Raw genomic sequence first — 17,798 nt, 5'->3', positions numbered from 1 at the left:
TTTGCTTGGTATCGTTCCTGAAGCTGTTGGCGCGGGCCTGCTTCACCGGCCGCGGAGACGGCAGCGCCGCCCATGCGCAACGCATTGCCGAAATACAGGACCAGTTTCGAGAGGCTCTCGCGGAGGAGACCGCGCTCGCCCGCGCCCACCAGTCGGATTCCTATTACACCTCCGCGCGCGGCCATAATGTCGGCCATGACGAAATGGTGGCGGTGGTCTACGCCGAAAAGATCGTTCTGGCGCCGAGCGCGGCCGAGTCAGGCGATCCCGTGAGTTACGCCCATCGCCTGCTCGGGGATCTCGAGGTGATCAAAACGGATTATCGAATCGCGGAGGACGATCCGGATGGTTACGGCATCGGCACCCTGCACAGTATTTCGCGGAAGCTCGAGGCGTTCGCGCGGTGAGCTCGTCATGCCCGGCCTTGTGCCGGGCATCCACGTCTTGACGGAGCCGAAGGAAGAAAGTCGTGGATGGCCGGGTCAAGCCCGGCCATGACGAAAAGCGGGTTCGTCGCCGCGCGTTTCGAACCATGAAGCGCGAGCCAGATGCCGATCTGTGGCGCCGCTCAATTCAGCCTGGACACCGCGGCCGGATCGGCCTTCGACTGCTCCAGCATCTTCAGCGCCGCTTCTTCTCGATTACGTCCCAGATTTTCGCCGCGACATCGGGGCCGTTGAGCCGGGCGATGGCGCGGATGCCGGTGGGGGAGGTGACGTTGATCTCGGTGAGGAAGCCGTCGATGACGTCGATGCCGACGAACAGCAGCCCGCGCTCGCGCAAGCGTGGGCCCAGCGTGTTGCAGATCTCGCGCTCGCGCTCCGAAAGCTCGGTGGCCTTTGCGGCGCCGCCGCGCACCATGTTGGAACGCAGATCGTCCGGCGCCGGCACGCGATTGACTGCGCCGGCGAATTCGCCGTCGACCAGGATGATGCGCTTGTCGCCGTGTTTCACCTCGGGAAGGAAGCGCTGGATCACCCAGGGCTCCTTGAAGGTCACCGAGAACATGTCGAACAATGAGCCGAAATTCATGTCCTGCGGCATCACGCGGAACACCGCCGCGCCGCCATGGCCGTGCAGCGGCTTCATCACCACCGCGCCGTGCGCTTCGCGGAACGCATTGATCTCGTCGAGGTCGCGCGAGATCAGCGTCGGCGGCATCAGCTGCGGGAAATCCATCACGAAGACTTTTTCCGGCGCGTTGCGCACGCTGGCGGGATTGTTCACCACCAGCGTCTTCGGGTGAATCCGTTCGAGAAAATGCGTCGAGGTGATGTAGGCGAGATCGAATGGCGGGTCCTGCCGCAACAGGATGACGTCGAAGGCGGCGAGCGGCTCGCGCCGGGGCTCGCCGAGGGTGAAGTGATTGCCGGCCTCGTCGCGCACGGTCAGGGCCTGGACCGGCGCCACCAGTTCCTCGCCGCGCAGCGACAGCTTGTCGGGCGTGTAATAGGACAGGGCGTGGCCGCGCTTCTGCGCCTCCAATAACAGCGCAAAAGTCGAATCGCCGCGGATGTTGATGCGCGCGATGGGGTCCATCTGGACGGCGACGTTCAATTTCATGTGGATGTCCGCAAGTTGTGGGGAGGCAGGGTGTCGGGAAGGAGAGGTCAGGTGCTGGCGTCGAATGCCGCTAACAGATGGCGCGGCAGGCGCCTCGGCGCAATCAGCATGGCGTCGAAACGCAGTTCGAATTCCGCATGCTCGGGATGCGCCATCAGCCAGGCTGAAGCGGCGGCGATGATGCGTTGCTGCTGGCGCGGCGTCACCGCATAGGCGGCCTCATCGAGGCTGGCGCGGGCCTTGACCTCGACGAACGCCACCAGACTGCGCTTGCGCGCCACGATGTCGATCTCGCCATGCGGGGTGCGAAAGCGCTTTGCCAGGATGCGATAGCCCTTGGCCATCAGGAAGGCGGCGGCGCGGCTTTCGGCCGACAGCCCGGTCTGAAACGCCGCGACGCGCTCGGGCGAAGCGATTTTCAAGGGCTTGCCGGGCGGGGTGGCGCCATCAGGTTTCGCCATCGGCGCCCCCGCCGCCAAGCTTGGCGAGTTCGAGCGCGCGGGCGTAGATTTCGCGGCGCGGCCGGCCGGACAGTTCGACCGCATGCGCCACCGCGTCCTTGACGCTGCCGGTCGCAAGCGAAGAGCGCAGGAGATCGTCGAGCCGGTCCTCGGTCATGACCAGCGCGTTGGCCTGAGGCGGGCCGATCACCAGCACGAATTCGCCGCGCGTTTCCAGCGTGTCGGCGTCCCTCGCCAGCTCGGCGATCGGCGCGCGCCTGATGTCCTCGTGCAGTTTCGTCATCTCGCGGCAGATCGCGGCGTCGCGGCCGGCCATGATGTCGGCGAGATCGGCCAGCGTGTCCTGCACCCGGTTGCCGGATTCGAACATGACCAGCGTGGCGTCGATCCGCGACAGTTCCGAAAGCCGTGTGCGCCGCGCGTTCTGTTTCGACGGCAGGAAGCCCTCGAAGAAGAACCGGTCGGTCGGCAGCGCCGACACGCACAGCGCCGCCAGCACCGAGGACGGTCCTGGCAGCGCGGTCACCTTGTGACCGGCGGCGCAGACCTCGCGCACCAGCTTGAAGCCGGGGTCCGATATCAGGGGCGTGCCGGCGTCGGAGACCAAGGCGATCGAGGTTCCCTGCGCCAGCTTCTGCAGGATCTTCGGCCGCGCCAGCGCGGCGTTGTGCTCGTGATAGGGTTTCAGCAGCGCCGTGATGCCGTAGCGCTCGGTCAGCCGGCGGGTCATGCGGGTGTCTTCGCAGGCGATGATGTCGACGCCGGCCAGCGTCTCCAGCGCGCGCAGGGTGATGTCGCCGAGATTGCCGATCGGGGTCGCCACCAGATACAGCCCGGGAGCCGGCTTCGGCGCGCTCAGGACGTGGCCGCCTATCGAAAACGTGCGCGGCAACGGTTCCGGCGGGCCATCAGACGTATTTATGGAGGCGGGTTTTGGGCGCATAATGTCAATCTAGAGCATGATCCGGAAAAGGGGGGAACCGGTTTTCCGAAACGACCATGCGCAAGCAAATAGACGTGATACTGATCCGATTGAATGCAGCCGGATCAGTTCCGGGGACACAGCGCTTACGCCACCATCCTGCATGCTGCGGCAGCCGGAGGGCATGCCGCGCAGGACAAGAGGGCGCAGGGAACTGCAACCGGCGGCCGGGCCGTATGGCCATAAACCTTTTGTTTTGGTTAACTATTCGTCGACAATATGCCTGAATCCACCCCCCTGATCGTCGGGAGGTGACGTGCCGGCCGGGATCGGCCGGTCAAGAGAAGAGATACGATGACAGGGCCGCTCAAACCCGGACCATGGCCTTTCAAGTCTCCGCCCTCGGGAGCCACCCGGCGGACGGCGCTCGGCCTGATTCTGGGCACACCTCTGCTCGGCGCCTGCGCCGGCATGCAGCAGAGTCTCGGCTCGTTTTCCAATCCGTTCAGTTCGGATGCCGGTCCCGCCGGACCGCCGCAGCAGCCGGCCGTCGCCGGCACCGGACAGGTCAAGGTCGGCCTGGTGCTGCCGCTGTCGGCGTCGGGCAATGCCGGCGTCGCGGCGCAGTCGATGAAGAACGCCGCCGAGATGGCGCTGGCGGAATTCCAGAATCCCAACATCCAGCTTTTGATCAAGGACGACGCCGGCAGTCCGCAAGGCGCGAGCCAGGGCGCGCAGCAGGCGCTCGACGAGGGCGCCGAGATCATCCTCGGTCCGTTGTTTGCGACCTCGGTGCCGTCGACGGCGCAGCTGACGCGCACCCGCGGCGTCTCGGTGATCGCGTTCTCGACCGATTCCAGCGTGGCCGGGCGCGGCGTCTATCTCCTGAGCTTTCTCCCCGAATCCGACGTCAACCGCATCATCGAATACGCGGCCAGCACCGGCAAGCGATCCTTCGCGGCGCTGCTGCCCGACAACGCCTATGGCAATGTGGTGGAGGCCGCGTTCAAGCAGGCGGTCGGCCGCAGGAACGGGCGCATCGTCGCGTTCGAGAAATACGGCGCCGACCGCGCCACGCCGGCGCGCACGGTGGCGCAGGCGCTCGGTGGGGCCGATGCGCTGTTCATCGCCGACGACGGCGATTCCGTGGTGGCGACCGCCGACGCGCTGACCGCTGCGGGTGCGAATCTGCGCAACATCCAGCTGCTCGGCACGGGTCTGTGGGACAATCCGCGGGTGTTCGCGAGCCCAGCCCTGCAGGGCGGCCTCTATGCCGCGCCCGATCCGTCCGGCTTCCGCAGTTTCTCCAATCGCTACCGCGCCAAATACGGCGCCGATCCCGTGCGCACCGCGACGCTCGCCTATGACGCGGTGGCGCTGGTCGCAGCCTTGGCGCGAACGCAAGGCGGCGCGCGGTTCTCGCCGGAAGTGCTGACCAATCCCTCCGGCTTTGCCGGCATCGACGGGCTGTTCCGGTTCCGCGCCGACGGCACCAATGAGCGCGGCCTCGCGGTCATGAAGGTGGGATCCGGCGGCAGCACGCCGGTCGCCGGCTCGCCGAAGAGTTTTGGCGCGTAAGCTAGCTAGTCGTCGCCCCTGCGAACCCAAGGGGCCCATAGCCACCGGCGTCGATTGTTGCAGAAGGTCTCTGCCTCCGTGCCATAACGCGGGTGCACGGCGTATGGGTCCCCGCGTTCGCGGGGACGACATCCAGAGAAATCTAAGCTGCCAGATCCGCCACCACCGCATCGAGCACCGGGAATCCGGCTTGCGTCACCCGCAGCCGGCCGCCGGCGTCGACGGTGATGGCGCCTTCCTCGCGCAGGATCGCGATGCGGCCGGGATCGAGCGTGCGGCCGGACAATGCTGCGTAGCGCTCGGGATCGATGCCTTCGGCGAGCCGCAGGCCCATCAGCAAGAATTCATCGGCGCGCTCTTCGCTGTTGAGGAGATCATCGACGACGACGCCATGGCCTGACGCCTCGACCCGCATCAGCCAGGCCTCGGGGCGTTTCTCGGTGGCGATGGCGTGCCTGATGCCCTCGATATCGAGGCGGCCATGCGCGCCGGGGCCGATGCCGGCATATTCCTCGCCGCGCCAATAGACCAGGTTGTGTTTGCACTCCGCGCCGGGTCTGGCGTGATTGGAAATCTCGTAGGCCGGCAAGCCATGCGCCGCGCAGACATCCTGCGTGACGTCGTAGAGCGCGCGCGCCATCGCCTCGTCCGGCGTCTTCAGCTTGCCCGCGGCGTGCAGGCCGAAGAACGGCGTGCCCTCTTCGATGGTGAGTTGATAGAGCGACAGATGCTCGGCGGCTTCCGCAATCGCGCGCTTCAGTTCATCGGTCCACATCTGTGGCGTCTGGTCGGGGCGGGCGTAGATCAGGTCGAACGAGTAGCGGTCGAACGCGCGGCGTGCAATGGCGACGGCGTCGAGCGCCTCGCGCGCGGTATGCAGCCGGCCCAGCGCCTTCAGCGAAGCATCGTCCAGCGCCTGCACGCCGAGCGACACCCGGTTGACGCCGGCTGCGCGATAGCCGCGAAACCGCGTCGCCTCGACGCTGGTGGGATTGGCCTCCAGCGTGACTTCCACATCGGATGCGACATGCCAGTGTCTTGCGATCGAATCCAGGATCGCGCCGACGGTTCTGGGCTGCATCAGCGACGGCGTGCCGCCGCCGAGAAAGATCGACGACACGATGCGGCCCGGCGCGCGCGCCGCGGTGGCCTCGATCTCGCGCGCAAAGGCGCGGGCAAAGCGTTCCTCGTCAACGGGGGCATGCCGGACATGGCTGTTGAAATCACAATACGGGCATTTCGACAGGCAGAACGGCCAGTGCACATAGACGCCGAAGGCTTGTTTTCCGTCAGCACTAGTCAAGACAGATCTCCGCCAGTTTGACGAAGGCGCGTGCCCGGTGCGACAGGCCGAGTCCGAGCGGCGGCAGGCCGTGCTTCTCGATGCTGGTCATTTCGCCGAAGGTGCGGCTGTGCCCGTCGGGCAGGAACGCCGGATCGTAGCCGAAGCCGGCGGTGCCGCGCGGCGGCCACACCAGCGTGCCGTCGGCGCGCGCCTCGACCTCCTCGACATGATCGTCGGGCCAGGCGACGCAGAGCGCGGAAACGAAATGCGCCTTGCGCCTGTCCGGCGTCGTGGCGCCGCGCTCCTGCAGCAGGCGCTCGATCCGCGTCATGGCGGCGTTGAAGTCCTTGCCTTCGCCGGCCCAGCGCGCCGACAGGATTCCGGGCGCACCGTCCAGCGCGTCGACCACGAGGCCGGAATCGTCGGCGAAGGCCGGCAGCTGCGCGGCTTTGGCCGCCGCCATCGCCTTGATCTTCGCATTGGTGCGAAAGCTGTCGCCGGTCTCGTCGGGCTCGCCGAGGCCGAGCTCGCCGGCGGAAATCGCCTCGACGCCGTGCGGCGCCAGCAATTCGCGCATCTCGGCGAGCTTGCCGGGATTGTGGGTCGCGATCACGAGCTTGCCGGTGATTCGACGATGCATGGGGTCAGTCTACGCCAGGGCGCGCGCGATCTCGAATCACGCCACGGCCATCTTCTGCAGGTCCACCAGCCGCGCCACGCCCTTGCGCGCCAGCGCCATCAGCGCCAGGAACTCGTCCTGCGAGAACGGGGTCTTTTCCGCGGTGCCCTGCACCTCGATGATGCGGCCGTCGCCGGTCATGACGAAATTGGCATCGGTTTCGGCCTCCGAATCCTCGGCGTAATCGAGGTCGAGTACCGGGGTGCCGCCATAGATGCCGCAGGAGATCGCCGCGACGTTGTCGCGCAGCACGTTGCCCTTGATCATGTTGCGGTTCTTCATCCAGCCGATGCAGTCGGCCAGCGCCACCCATGCGCCGGTGATCGAGGCGGTGCGGGTGCCGCCGTCGGCCTGGATCACGTCGCAGTCGACGGTGATCTGGCGCTCGCCAAGCGCCTCGAGGTCGACGGTGGCGCGCAAGCTGCGGCCGATCAGGCGCTGGATCTCGACGGTGCGGCCGTTCTGCTTGCCGGCGGAAGCCTCGCGGCGGGTGCGTTCCAGCGTCGCCCGCGGCAGCATGCCGTATTCGGCGGTGACCCAGCCGCGGCCCTGGCCCTTCAGCCATGGCGGCAGCCGCTCTTCCAGGGTGGCCGTCACCAGCACATGGGTGTCGCCGAATTTGACCATGCAGGAACCCTCGGCGTATTTGACCACGCCCCGTTCCAGCGACACGGCGCGCAGTTCATCCGGCGCCCGGCGGCTTGGCCGCATGAGAAATCCTCCAAAAATCCAGTAAAGACAGGTTCGCGGTGCTTGTAGGAGGGGGAAGCGGCAGCGGCAAGGGTCTTGCAGGGGCCTTGGACGGCCTTTAGCCGTCCGTTTGGGGCGAATACCTGCTTGTCACCGGCCCCTGTGATAGACAGATTAGGGTCTGAAAGCGCGACCAGCAAAAGCGGCAGCCGGTTTTGCGTCCGGGCGCGCTTTAAACATTAAGTGGCGCATGATCTTATCGCCAAACCGCTGACACTTTGGCGGATCATGCGCTGGGAGTACTTTTGTGGCCCACCACGATCCGATCGGCCTGATCGCGCCGCATGCCGGGCTCGCCCAGCTCAACGAGCGCTCGCGGGACATCTTTCGTCAAATCGTCGAGAGTTATCTGGCGACCGGCGAACCCGTCGGCTCGCGCAATATCTCGCGCCTGATCGCGGTGCCGCTGTCGCCGGCCTCGGTGCGCAACGTGATGTCGGACCTCGAGCAGCTCGGCCTGATCTACGCGCCGCATACCTCGGCCGGCCGGCTGCCGACCGAACTCGGCCTGCGGTTTTTCGTCGACGCCCTGATGCAGGTCGGCGACCTCACCGGGCCGGAGCGCGAGTCGATCCAGAACCAGCTTTCCTCCGTCGGCAAGGCGCAATCGGTCGAGGCTGCTCTCGGCGAGGCCCTGACCCGGCTGTCCGGCCTGACCCGGGCCGCGGCGGTGGTGCTGACGGCCAAATCCAATTCGCGGCTGAAGCACATCGAATTCGTGCGGCTGGAGCCGGAGCGGGCGCTGGTGGTGCTGGTCGGCGAGGACGGCCAGGTCGAGAACCGCGTGCTGACGCTGCCGCCGGGCGTGCCATCTTCGGCGCTGATCGAAGCCACCAATTTCCTCAATGCGCGGATCAGGGGGCGCACGCTCGCCGAAGCGCGTCTCGAACTCGAAACCGCATTGACGCAAAGCCGCACCGAACTCGATCAATTGACGCAGAAGGTGATCGCTGCCGGGATCGCGAGCTGGTCCGGCGGCGAAAGCGACGACCGGCAATTGATCGTGCGCGGCCACGCCAATCTGCTGGAGGATCTGCACGCGCTGGAAGACCTCGAGCGGGTGAAATCGCTGTTCGACGATCTCGAGACCAAGCGCGGCGTGATCGATCTGTTGGGCCGCGCCGAGCGCGCCGAGGGCGTGCGGATTTTCATCGGATCGGAAAACAAGCTGTTTTCGCTGTCCGGTTCCTCCACCATCATCGCGCCCTACAGCGACGCCACCGGTCATATCGTTGGCGTTCTCGGCGTGATCGGCCCGACGCGGCTGAACTATGCCAGGGTTATCCCGACGGTGGACTATGCGGCGCGGATCGTCAGCCGGATGCTGGGCGGCTGATCCCGCCCGAAATGGGGTGGTCGTCCTTGATTTTTGGCGCCTAAAGCCCGATATCCCGGCCAGCAAACCCTAAAATTCGATCCGACGCGATTTTTCGAAAAGGCGATCCATGACCGATCCCAACCGGCCGAACGATGACGCGGCGCAACCAGCCGAACCCGTGATTTCCAAGCCCTACATCATGCCCGACGATCCCGAAGTGGGATCGGCCGAGGCGCTCGCCAAGGAAGCCGCCGAAGCGCGCGACAAGATGCTGCGCACGCTGGCGGAAATGGAAAACCTGCGCAAGCGAACGGCGCGCGAGGTGGCCGATGCGCGGACCTACGGCATCACCGGTTTCGCGCGCGACGTGCTCGACATCGCCGACAATCTGCAACGCGCGCTCGACGCGGTGCCGGCCGAGGCCAAGGCCAATGCCGATCCCGGCCTGAAGGCCCTGATCGAAGGCGTCGAATTGACCGAGCGCTCGCTGCTCAACACGCTGGAGAAAAACGGCGTCAAGAAATTCGATCCGGCCGGCGAGAAGTTCGATCCGAATTTCCAGCAGGCGATGTACGAGGTCCCCGATCCGTCGGTGCCGGCGGGAACGGTGGTCCAGGTCGTGCAGGCCGGCTTCATGATCGGCGAACGCGTGCTGCGGCCGGCGCTGGTCGCCGTCTCCAAGGGCGGCGCGAAAGCGGCGCCTGCGGCTTCCGAGCAGGCCTAAAGCATCTTCGAGTTCGGGGCTTCATCCTTCGAGACGCCGCGCAAGGTGCGCGGCTCCTCAGGATGAGGTCCGGTGTTCCACTCCTCATGGTGAGGAGCGCGGCAAGGCCGCGCGTCTCGAACCATCGGGCATCCTGACCACACGCCCTACGCCGCAATATCCGCCGACTGGATGCGCTTGACGCCTGCCTTGGCCAGTCGGCCCAGGCCTCGGCCAAGCGAGCCCTGGGTGTCGATGCCGCGGCAGGCGTCTTCGATCACGTAGGTTTCGAACCCGGCCTTGCGCGCATCGAGCGCGGGTGCCTCATTCAGCGCGGCTGAATGCCGTCGCGCACGGCGCGGAAGCGGGGAAACGCTTTGCTCCATTCCTCGCGCGGCGCGCTGCCGATGATGCGCAACGAGCTCTGGCCGCCGAAGCGCAGCCACTGCACCACGGTGACGGGGGTATTGTCCTTGCCGCTCACCGCATCGATGCGGGTTTCATAGCCGGGCATGCCGTCGATGCGCAGCGGCTCCGACATCGTGATCCTTGCTTCGCGCACCCCGGGAATCGTGGTGGCCGCCTGCTGGGCGAACCGGCCGCGATCCTCCGGCTGGTTCGGCGCGGCGCCGACGATGCCGATGATCATGAAGGGTGCGCCCTCGAAGCCCTTTTGCTCGTCGCCGTCGGCGAGAACGATGGCCGCGCCGACCGCCAGGGTGCGGACATTCTTGAAGCCGCTCAGCTCGCCGGTCTTGAACGGCATCTGCGCCAGCTGCTCCTCGACGGGAACTTGCTTGCGGATCACAGCCGAGGCGAACATCTGCCTGATGGCGTCGTCGGTATAGATCTTGGTGGCGTTTTCCGGGACCTGCACGGCGATATAGCCGGAGAAGGTGCCGCCCGGCAGGATCATCGAATAGCGCCGCACCGTGGTCGTGCCATCCTTGCCGGTTTCGATGGTGTAGTAGGCAAGGCCGGCGGCGGTTTCGATGCTCTCCGGCTTGACCCCGCCGGCGCCGGCGGGATTGGCCTTGAAGGCATTCATGACCTCGTTGTAGGCGTCGGCCGGAAGCTCCGCCACCAGCACCTTGACGGCCTGATCCTCGGTCTCGAATCCGACGAAGGTCTTGGCGCGGGAGAGGCCGACCAGCGGCGTGACGCCGACCCTGATGCCCGGCGGAAACACCGGGTCCGCGGCAAGGGCGGGGCTTATTGCGGGGATAAGCAGGGCAACCGCGAACATCAGTCGGATCAGCATCATGAAAAATCTACTGGGTTTGCATTAAGGCCGTTCAATGGTCGGCCGCCGCGGCTCCTTGGCGGGGCCGCATTTGGGTGCCGCTTTTAGCTGCTTTGAAGTCGCGGCAACAGGGAGGTCCTGTTTCGTTCCCGCCTGCGGGCCCGATGCTTTTCGGAAAATCGCCGGTTTTTCGCCTGATATTACCGGTCCTTAAAGATTTTTCGGGCATTTCCCCATCCATGACCGGACCATCCGTCGCGACCGCGCCGCGGCCAAATCCTGCCTTTGCGGGCTGGCTGGCTCGATGGTTGCCGCCCGGGCTTGGCCGCGACGACCGCGCTTTGTTTCGCGATTTCGCGGTGCTGGGCAGTGCGCTGTTCGCGATAACTTCCATTGCCTATGTCTGGACCATCGACTGGCGCGGGGCGATCCCGCGCGACGGCACCACGCTCGCGGTCGGCCGCGACTTTCTGAATTTCTGGATGTATGGCCGCGCCGCCGTGTCAGCCGATCCCGCGCGGTTCTACGATCTCGCCGCCTATCACCAGGCGATCCGCGATCTCCTCGGCATGGAGCTTTCCGGCCAGAACTGGTCGTATCCCCCGAGCGTGATGTGGCTCGCCGCACCGTTCGGGCAATTGAATTACCTTGCCGCGCTCGCGTGCTGGACGCTGATGGGTGTTGTGGTGCTCGTCGCGGTCGGACGCCGTCATGTCGTCGACGGGCGGATTCTGATTCCGGTCCTGCTGTCGCCGGCGGCCCTGTTCTGCCTGATCTCGGGCCAGAGCGCGTTCCTGACCACGGCGATGATGATGGCGATTTTCGCGCTGCTCGACCGCAGGCCGGTTATCGCCGGCGTGCTGATCGGGCTGCTCACCATCAAGCCGCAGCTCGGGATTCTGTTTCCGTTCGTGCTGATCGCCTCCGGCCGTTGGCGGGTCTTCCTTGCCGCGGCCGTCACCGCGCTGGCGCTGGTCGGCGTCACCGCCGCGATGTTCGGGCCGCAGGTCTGGATCGATTTTGTTTCAAAAGGTCTGCCGGTGCAGGGTCTGGTGCTGTCGGATCCGGATCGGATCGCGACGCCGTTCTATCCCACCATCTTCATGAACCTGCGCGGGCTCGATCTGTCCGCTGCCGCCGCGATGTCGGTCCAGCTGGCGTTTTCGGCGTTCGCGATCGGCGCGGCGATCTGGGCGTTCAGGTTCCGCAAGGACGCCGATCCGCCGCTGCTGCTGGCGCTGTTTCTGGCCTGTTCCGCCACCGCCTCGCCCTATTTGCTGGCCTACGACCTGCTGCCGCTGACGTTTGCCGCGGTGGCGCTGCTGGCCGGCTCGAACCTCGATTCTTGCGGCCGGCGGCTGGTGCAACTCGTCTACTGGACCCCGGCCTTGCAGCTGGCGCTCGGGACCTGGCACCTGCCGGGCCCGGCGCTGATCGCGCCTTTCTTTGCGGCCTTTCTGCTGGTACGGCTGCGCCCTTCCCCTCGGCCGGCCCCGGCCTGAACGGGACACTATCTTTCAAGGGCAGGGGTTTTCGTGGGCCTAAGGTTGCGCCCGGTCCTTGCGGGGCCTGCCCCCCCTCCTATATGAGGCTCACCGTCGCAATATCGCGAGCATTTGATTGTTTGGGGGTTCGGATTGGTGCGCCGTCAGGGCCCAGCCAACCTGCCGCAAAAAGAAGGATATGAGGACCATGGGAAAGGTCATTGGGATCGATCTCGGCACCACGAATTCGTGCGTCGCCGTTATGGATGGCAAGACTGCGAAAGTCATCGAGAACGCCGAGGGCATGCGGACCACCCCGTCGATCGTCGCCTTCAGCGATGACGGCGAGCGCCTCGTCGGCCAGCCTGCCAAGCGCCAGGCGGTGACCAATCCCGAGCGGACCTTCTTCGCGGTCAAGCGCCTCGTCGGCCGCCGCTATGACGATCCGATGGTCGAGAAGGACAAGAAGCTCGTCCCCTACAAGATCGTCAAGGCATCCAACGGCGATGCCTGGGTCGAAGCCGACGGCAAGACCTATTCGCCCTCGCAGGTCTCGGCTTTCATTCTGCAGAAGATGAAAGAGACCGCGGAAGCCCATCTCGGCCAGAAGGTCGATCAGGCCGTCATTACCGTTCCCGCCTATTTCAACGACGCGCAACGTCAGGCCACCAAGGACGCCGGCAAGATCGCCGGCCTCGAAGTGCTGCGCATCATCAACGAGCCGACCGCGGCGGCGCTCGCCTACGGTCTCGACAAATCGAAGTCTGGCACCATCGCGGTGTACGACCTCGGCGGCGGCACCTTCGACGTCTCGGTCCTCGAGATCGGCGACGGCGTGTTCGAGGTGAAGTCGACCAACGGCGACACCTTCCTGGGCGGTGAAGACTTCGACATGCGGCTGGTCAGCTACCTGGCCGACGAGTTCCAGAAGGAGCAGGGCATCAACCTGCGCAACGACAAGCTCGCCTTGCAGCGCCTGAAAGAGGCCGCCGAAAAGGCCAAGATCGAGCTGTCGTCGACCACGCAGACCGAAATCAATCTGCCGTTCATCACGGCCGACCAGACCGGACCGAAGCATCTGACGATGAAGCTGACGCGCGCCAAGTTCGAGGCGCTGGTCGACGATCTCGTCCAGAAGACCATCGAACCCTGCCGCAAGGCGCTGAAGGACGCGGGCCTCACCGCCGGCGAAATCGGCGAAGTGGTTCTGGTCGGCGGCATGACCCGCATGCCGAAGGTCCAGGAAGTGGTGAAGCAGTTGTTCGGCAAGGAGCCGCACAAGGGCGTCAATCCGGACGAAGTCGTCGCCATCGGTGCGGCGATCCAGGCCGGCGTGCTGCAGGGCGACGTCAAGGACGTGCTGCTGCTCGACGTGACCCCGCTGTCGCTCGGCATCGAGACGCTGGGCGGCGTGTTCACCCGCATCATCGATCGCAACACCACGATCCCGACCAAGAAAAGCCAGGTGTTCTCGACCGCCGAGGACAACCAGAACGCGGTCACCATCCGCGTCTTCCAGGGCGAGCGCGAAATGGCGGCCGACAACAAGGTGCTCGGCCAGTTCGACCTGATGGGCATTCCGCCGTCACCGCGCGGCATGCCGCAGATCGAGGTTACCTTCGACATCGACGCCAACGGCATCGTCAACGTCTCGGCCAAGGACAAGGCGACCGGCAAGGAGCAGCAGATCCGGATCCAGGCATCCGGCGGGCTGTCCGAAGCCGACATCCAGAAGATGGTCAAGGACGCCGAGGCCAACGCCGCCGAGGACAAGAAACGCCGCGAGGCGGTCGACGCCAAGAACCATGCCGACGCGCTGGTGCATTCCACCGAGAAGGCGCTGGCCGAGCACGGCTCCAAGGTCGAGGAGAGCGAGCGCCGCGCCATCGAGGACGCCGTCAGCGACCTGAAGGAAGCGCTGAAGGGCGAGGATGCCGAGGCGATCAAGGCCAAGACCAACACGCTGGCGCAGGCTTCCATGAAGCTCGGCGAGGCGATGTACAAGCAACAGGCCGAGGCCGATGCGGCCAAGGATGCCGCGAAGGACGACGTGGTCGACGCGGAGTTCACCGAGGTCGACGACGACAAGAACAGCAAGAAGTCTGCTTAAACGGTTGTCACCATGGCCCTCATTCCAAAGAGCGCGCGGGTTGCGTCTCCAGGGATGGGGGTCATTTTTCGTTAAGCCGGAGGCTGCATCCTTTGCGGCGCGTGGCTTCGGAATGAGAACGAACTTCGGGCGGATCTGACTTATGTCCAGCACCAAGCGCTGCTACTACGAAACCCTGGAAGTCGAGCGGAACGCGGACGAGTCCAAGCTCAAGGCGGCATTCCGCAAGCTGGCGATGAAATGGCATCCGGACAAGAATCCGGGCGATGCCTCGAGCGAGATCCGTTTCAAGGAAATCAACGAAGCCTACGAAGTCCTGAAAGACGGCGACAAGCGCGCCGCCTATGACCGCTTCGGCCATGCGGCGTTCGAGCAGGGCCATGGCGGCGGCGGTCCCGGCTTCGGCGCCGGCTTCGCCTCGTCCTTCTCCGACATTTTCGAAGACCTGTTCGGCATGGCCGGCCAGCGCGGGCGCGGCGGCCGCGAGCGCGGCCAGGACCTGCGCTACAACATGGAAATCACGCTCGAGGAGGCTTTCCTCGGCAAGACCGCGCAGGTCGAGATTCCGGTCTCGGTGACCTGCGAATCCTGTTCGGGCACCGGCGCCAAGGCCGGCACCAAGCCGAAGGCCTGTTCGACCTGCGGCGGAGCGGGCCGGGTGCGGCAGGCGCAGGGCTTCTTCACGCTGGAACGGACCTGCCCCGGCTGTCAGGGCCGCGGCCAGATGATCGAAGACCCCTGTCCGTCATGCACCGGCTCCGGCCGGGTGACGCGCGACCGGACCCTGTCGGTCAATATTCCGCAAGGTGTCGAAGACGGCACCCGCATCCGCCTTGCCGGCGAGGGCGAGGCCGGCGTCCGCGGCGGGCCGCCGGGCGACCTCTACATTTTCCTGTCGCTGGCCAGCCACGAGTTCTTTCAGCGCGACGGCGCCGATCTGCACTGCCGCGTCCCGGTCTCGATGGTGACGGCGGCGCTGGGCGGTGAATTCGAGGTGCCGACCATCGACAAGGGCAAGACCAAGGTGAAAGTACCCTCCGGGACCCAGTCCGGCCGGCGTTTTCGCATTGCGTCAAAGGGCATGCCGGTGCTCCGTTCGCGCCAGACCGGGGACATGTATGTCCAGGTCGTGGTCGAAACGCCGCAGAATCTCACCAAGAAGCAGCAGGAGCTGCTGGCCGAGTTCGAAAAATTATCTTCCGGTGCGACCCAGCCGGAAGCGGCCGGTTTCTTCACTAAGGTCAAGGACTTCTTTGGAAATCGCGCCAGCCCGTAGCGACTCTTCGGCTTGACCGTTCCGGTTGCGACCTATACCTCTTTATGACTATTTTCTGACAGTCCCGCGCAGTCGCGCGGGTCCCGCCTGGTAGCGACAATGCCTTTGCAATCGTCCGTGCGTGCGTTGAAGAAGCCCCGTCTCGACGATGAGGTTCGCTTCCTCCGTTCATGGATCGAAAAGCCGCTGCACATGGGCGCGGTGATGCCCTCCGGAAAAATCCTGGCCCGCACCATGGCGCAGTATGTCGACGTCGACTCGTCGGCGCCGGTGGTCGAGCTCGGACCTGGCACCGGAGCGATCACCAACGCGCTGATCGAGCACGGCGTCGATCAGAAACGCCTCGTGCTGGTCGAATATAATCCGGGCTTCTGCGCGCTGCTGCGCGACCGCTATCCGCAAGCAACCGTCGTGCAGGGCGATGCCTACACGCTCCGCGATTCGCTGTGGGACGTTCTCAAGGCCCCGGCCGCAGCGGTGGTGTCCGGCCTTCCGCTGGTGACCAAGCCGATGCTGACGCGGCTGAAGCTGATCCGTGACGCCTTCGCGACGCTGGCGCCGGGCGCGCCGTTCGTGCAGTTCACCTATTCGGTGGCGCCGCCGATTCCGAAGTCGCTGCCGGGCGTGTCCACAGAGGCGTCCGAGCGCATCTGGATGAACCTTCCGCCGGCCCGTGTCTGGGTGTATCGCAAGGGCTGATCCTGCTCCGGCGCGTTCGAAACGCCGGTTCGCCCTTTTTGCGATTGGCCGATGTCCGCGCTGAAAATCCTCGTGATCCCCGGCTCGCTTCGGTCAGGCTCGCTCAATGCGAAGCTCGCGGCGGCGGCGGCCCATGAACTGGCGCAAGCGGGCGCCGAAGTCACGCGCATCTCGCTGTCGGATTTTCCGCTGCCGATCTACGACGGCGACCTGCAGAGCAAATCCGGCGTGCCGAAGAACGCGGTCAATCTCAAGCGCATGATGTCGGCCCATCACGGCGTTCTCATCGTATCGCCGGAATACAATTCGTCGGTGCCGCCGCTGGTCAAGAACGCCATCGACTGGGTGAGCCGGGTGCAGGACAGCCACGAGACCCGCGGCGAGGTGTTTCGCGGCCGCGCCTTCGCGATTGCGGCAGCTTCCGAAAACCGGCTCGGCGGCGCGCGATGCCTGGCGGCGCTGCGGCTGATCCTGACCGCCTGCCATGCCCTGGTCATTCCCAACCAGCTCGCGCTGCCGTTCGCCTCTGCCGCCTATGACGATATGGACAGGCTGAAGCATCCGGCCGATATCGAGGCGATGGGCGCGCTGGCGAGGCAGCTGATCGACATTTCCCAGCGCATGATGTGAGGTGACATGCAGCCTTCCGAAATCATCCCCCGCGACCGCCTGATCGTGGCGCTCGACCTGGCGAGCGTCACGGCGGCGGAGGCGATGGTTGCCAGGCTCGGCGACAGCGTGAGCTTCTACAAGATCGGCTATCAGCTCGCTTATGCCGGCGGATTGCCGCTGGTGCGCCAGCTCGCGGACCAGGGCAAGAAGGTCTTCATCGATCTCAAGCTGCACGACATCGGCAACACCGTGGCGCGCGGCGTCGAGAGCATCGCCAAACTGGGCGCGACGTTCCTCACCGTGCACGCCTATCCGCAGACCATGAAGGCGGCGGTCGAGGCGCGCGGCGGTTCGGGGTTGAAGATTCTGGCCGTCACCGTGCTGACCTCCTATGACGACGGCGACCTGCACGCCGCCGGCTACCGGCTCGGTGTCTCCGACCTGGTCGAGGCCCGCGCCCAGCAGGCCCAGGTGCTCGGCGTCGACGGCCTCGTCTGTTCGCCGGAGGAGGCGGCCGCCCTGCGCAAGATCGTCGGCCACCAGATGAGCCTGGTTACCCCCGGCATCCGGCCCGCCGGCAGCGCCACCGGCGACCAGAAACGCATCATGACGCCCGCCCGCGCCATCGCGGCGGGCGCGGACTATCTCGTGGTCGGACGGCCGATCGTCGAAGCCGGCGACCCCAGGGCCGCGGCAGAGGCCATCCAGGCCGAGGTCAGGCAGGCACTGGGCTAAAGCATCGAAAAGGGAAAAAACGCAGATGGCAAAAGGCTACTGGATCGCGCGCGTCGATGTTCACAACATGGATGGCTACAAGGAATATGTCGCGCAGAACGGCGCGGTCTTTGCCAAATACGGCGCCAAATTCCTGGTGCGCGGCGGCAGGTTCGAGGCGAGGGAAGGCTCTTCGCGCTCGCGCAACGTGGTGCTGGAATTCAAGGATTATGAGACCGCGCTCGCCTGCTACAACTCGCCGGAATACACCCATCTGGTGAAGGTCCGCAGCCCGCATTCGCAAGGCGACCTCGTGATCATCGAAGGCTATGACGGACCGCAGCCCTCCTGACAGAACCCCGGTCGGTTGCCGGAACGGCCTCCGCCCGCTATAGGGCGTA

Annotated in this window: 18 protein-coding genes and 1 pseudogene; 11 read left to right on the top strand and 8 right to left on the bottom strand. The window is 65.6% G+C overall.

Annotation, left to right across the window (positions count from 1 at the left end):
- The first annotated feature begins 5 nt into the window (after positions 1-5).
- Positions 6-407 carry a hypothetical protein gene (locus tag KMZ68_RS00830; protein ID WP_215614060.1) on the top strand — a complete coding sequence of 134 codons (402 nt, stop codon included), beginning with the start codon at positions 6-8 and terminating at the stop codon, positions 405-407.
- 214 nt (positions 408-621) lie between these two features.
- Here KMZ68_RS00830 and gshB read toward each other — a convergent pair whose 3' ends face one another.
- Genes gshB through rsmI form a run of 3 tightly spaced genes read right to left on the bottom strand, consistent with a single transcriptional unit; the run spans position 622 to position 2,967 of the window.
- The gene (gene gshB / locus KMZ68_RS00825) at positions 622-1,563 is read right to left on the bottom strand and encodes a glutathione synthase (protein ID WP_215614059.1); all 942 of its coding nucleotides are present in this window, start codon (positions 1,561-1,563) and stop codon (positions 622-624) included.
- 47 nt (positions 1,564-1,610) lie between these two features.
- Entirely contained in the window at positions 1,611-2,024 is a 414-nt protein-coding gene (locus KMZ68_RS00820; protein WP_215614058.1) for a YraN family protein, read from the bottom strand.
- Positions 2,011-2,967, bottom strand: coding sequence for a 16S rRNA (cytidine(1402)-2'-O)-methyltransferase (rsmI, locus tag KMZ68_RS00815; RefSeq protein ID WP_215614057.1), 957 nt, complete (start codon positions 2,965-2,967; stop codon positions 2,011-2,013). The genes KMZ68_RS00820 and rsmI overlap by 14 nt, the downstream gene beginning before the upstream one ends.
- A gap of 333 nt (positions 2,968-3,300) precedes the next feature.
- Between rsmI and KMZ68_RS00810 the strand changes: the two genes are divergently transcribed.
- Positions 3,301-4,524, top strand: coding sequence for a penicillin-binding protein activator (locus KMZ68_RS00810; protein ID WP_215614056.1), 1,224 nt, complete (start codon positions 3,301-3,303; stop codon positions 4,522-4,524).
- Between the two features lie 142 nt (positions 4,525-4,666).
- On the opposite strand, the gene hemW is transcribed toward KMZ68_RS00810, so the two are convergent.
- The 3 genes from hemW to rph are packed head-to-tail and all read right to left on the bottom strand — an operon-like array spanning position 4,667 to position 7,199.
- Positions 4,667-5,827, bottom strand: coding sequence for a radical SAM family heme chaperone HemW (gene hemW, locus KMZ68_RS00805; RefSeq protein WP_215614055.1), 1,161 nt, complete (start codon positions 5,825-5,827; stop codon positions 4,667-4,669).
- A complete protein-coding gene (gene rdgB / locus KMZ68_RS00800) occupies positions 5,820-6,449 on the bottom strand; it encodes an RdgB/HAM1 family non-canonical purine NTP pyrophosphatase (RefSeq protein WP_215614054.1) in 630 nt (209 codons plus the stop codon). Before rdgB ends, hemW begins: the two co-directional genes overlap by 8 nt.
- Before the next feature lie 36 nt (positions 6,450-6,485).
- Positions 6,486-7,199, bottom strand: coding sequence for a ribonuclease PH (gene rph / locus KMZ68_RS00795; RefSeq protein ID WP_215614053.1), 714 nt, complete (start codon positions 7,197-7,199; stop codon positions 6,486-6,488).
- Positions 7,200-7,485: 286 nt separating this feature from the next.
- On the opposite strand from rph, the gene hrcA reads away from it, so the two are divergent.
- Both hrcA and grpE read left to right on the top strand, forming a co-directional pair.
- Positions 7,486-8,574, top strand: coding sequence for a heat-inducible transcriptional repressor HrcA (gene hrcA / locus KMZ68_RS00790; RefSeq protein WP_215604282.1), 1,089 nt, complete (start codon positions 7,486-7,488; stop codon positions 8,572-8,574).
- A 109-nt stretch (positions 8,575-8,683) separates the two neighbouring features.
- On the top strand, positions 8,684-9,280 hold the full coding sequence (gene grpE / locus KMZ68_RS00785) for a nucleotide exchange factor GrpE (RefSeq protein ID WP_215614052.1): 597 nt from the start codon (positions 8,684-8,686) through the stop codon (positions 9,278-9,280).
- 146 nt (positions 9,281-9,426) lie between these two features.
- Here the strand turns inward: grpE and KMZ68_RS00780 are convergent.
- A pseudogene (locus KMZ68_RS00780) lies at positions 9,427-9,576 on the bottom strand (nicotinamidase); the annotation flags it as partial.
- 11 nt (positions 9,577-9,587) lie between these two features.
- A complete protein-coding gene (locus KMZ68_RS00775) occupies positions 9,588-10,523 on the bottom strand; it encodes a hypothetical protein (protein WP_215614051.1) in 936 nt (311 codons plus the stop codon).
- 218 nt (positions 10,524-10,741) lie between these two features.
- Between KMZ68_RS00775 and KMZ68_RS00770 the strand changes: the two genes are divergently transcribed.
- The 7 genes from KMZ68_RS00770 (at position 10,742) to KMZ68_RS00740 (ending at position 17,749) form a co-directional block, all read left to right on the top strand.
- Positions 10,742-12,004: a glycosyltransferase family 87 protein gene (locus tag KMZ68_RS00770; protein WP_215614050.1), complete on the top strand. Its 1,263-nt coding sequence runs from the start codon at positions 10,742-10,744 to the stop codon at positions 12,002-12,004.
- Between the two features lie 190 nt (positions 12,005-12,194).
- Complete coding sequence (gene dnaK / locus KMZ68_RS00765; protein ID WP_215614049.1) at positions 12,195-14,096, top strand: molecular chaperone DnaK; 1,902 nt, start codon at positions 12,195-12,197, stop codon at positions 14,094-14,096.
- 142 nt (positions 14,097-14,238) lie between these two features.
- Positions 14,239-15,372, top strand: a complete 1,134-nt coding sequence (gene dnaJ, locus KMZ68_RS00760) for a molecular chaperone DnaJ (protein WP_215614048.1) — start codon at positions 14,239-14,241, stop codon at positions 15,370-15,372.
- Positions 15,373-15,471: 99 nt separating this feature from the next.
- Positions 15,472-16,071, top strand: coding sequence for a class I SAM-dependent methyltransferase (locus KMZ68_RS00755; RefSeq protein ID WP_215614047.1), 600 nt, complete (start codon positions 15,472-15,474; stop codon positions 16,069-16,071).
- 51 nt (positions 16,072-16,122) lie between these two features.
- Entirely contained in the window at positions 16,123-16,701 is a 579-nt protein-coding gene (locus tag KMZ68_RS00750) for an NADPH-dependent FMN reductase (protein ID WP_215614046.1), read from the top strand.
- 6 nt (positions 16,702-16,707) lie between these two features.
- Entirely contained in the window at positions 16,708-17,418 is a 711-nt protein-coding gene (gene pyrF / locus KMZ68_RS00745; protein ID WP_215614045.1) for an orotidine-5'-phosphate decarboxylase, read from the top strand.
- Between the two features lie 25 nt (positions 17,419-17,443).
- Positions 17,444-17,749, top strand: coding sequence for a DUF1330 domain-containing protein (locus KMZ68_RS00740; RefSeq protein WP_215604273.1), 306 nt, complete (start codon positions 17,444-17,446; stop codon positions 17,747-17,749).
- Positions 17,750-17,798 lie beyond the last annotated feature (49 nt).

It is taken from the genome of Bradyrhizobium sediminis, from assembly GCF_018736105.1.
Classification (GTDB): Bacteria; Pseudomonadota; Alphaproteobacteria; order Rhizobiales; family Xanthobacteraceae; genus Bradyrhizobium.
Note: the sequence above shows the minus strand (reverse complement) of the source record. Positions and strands in the feature narration are given on the sequence as shown.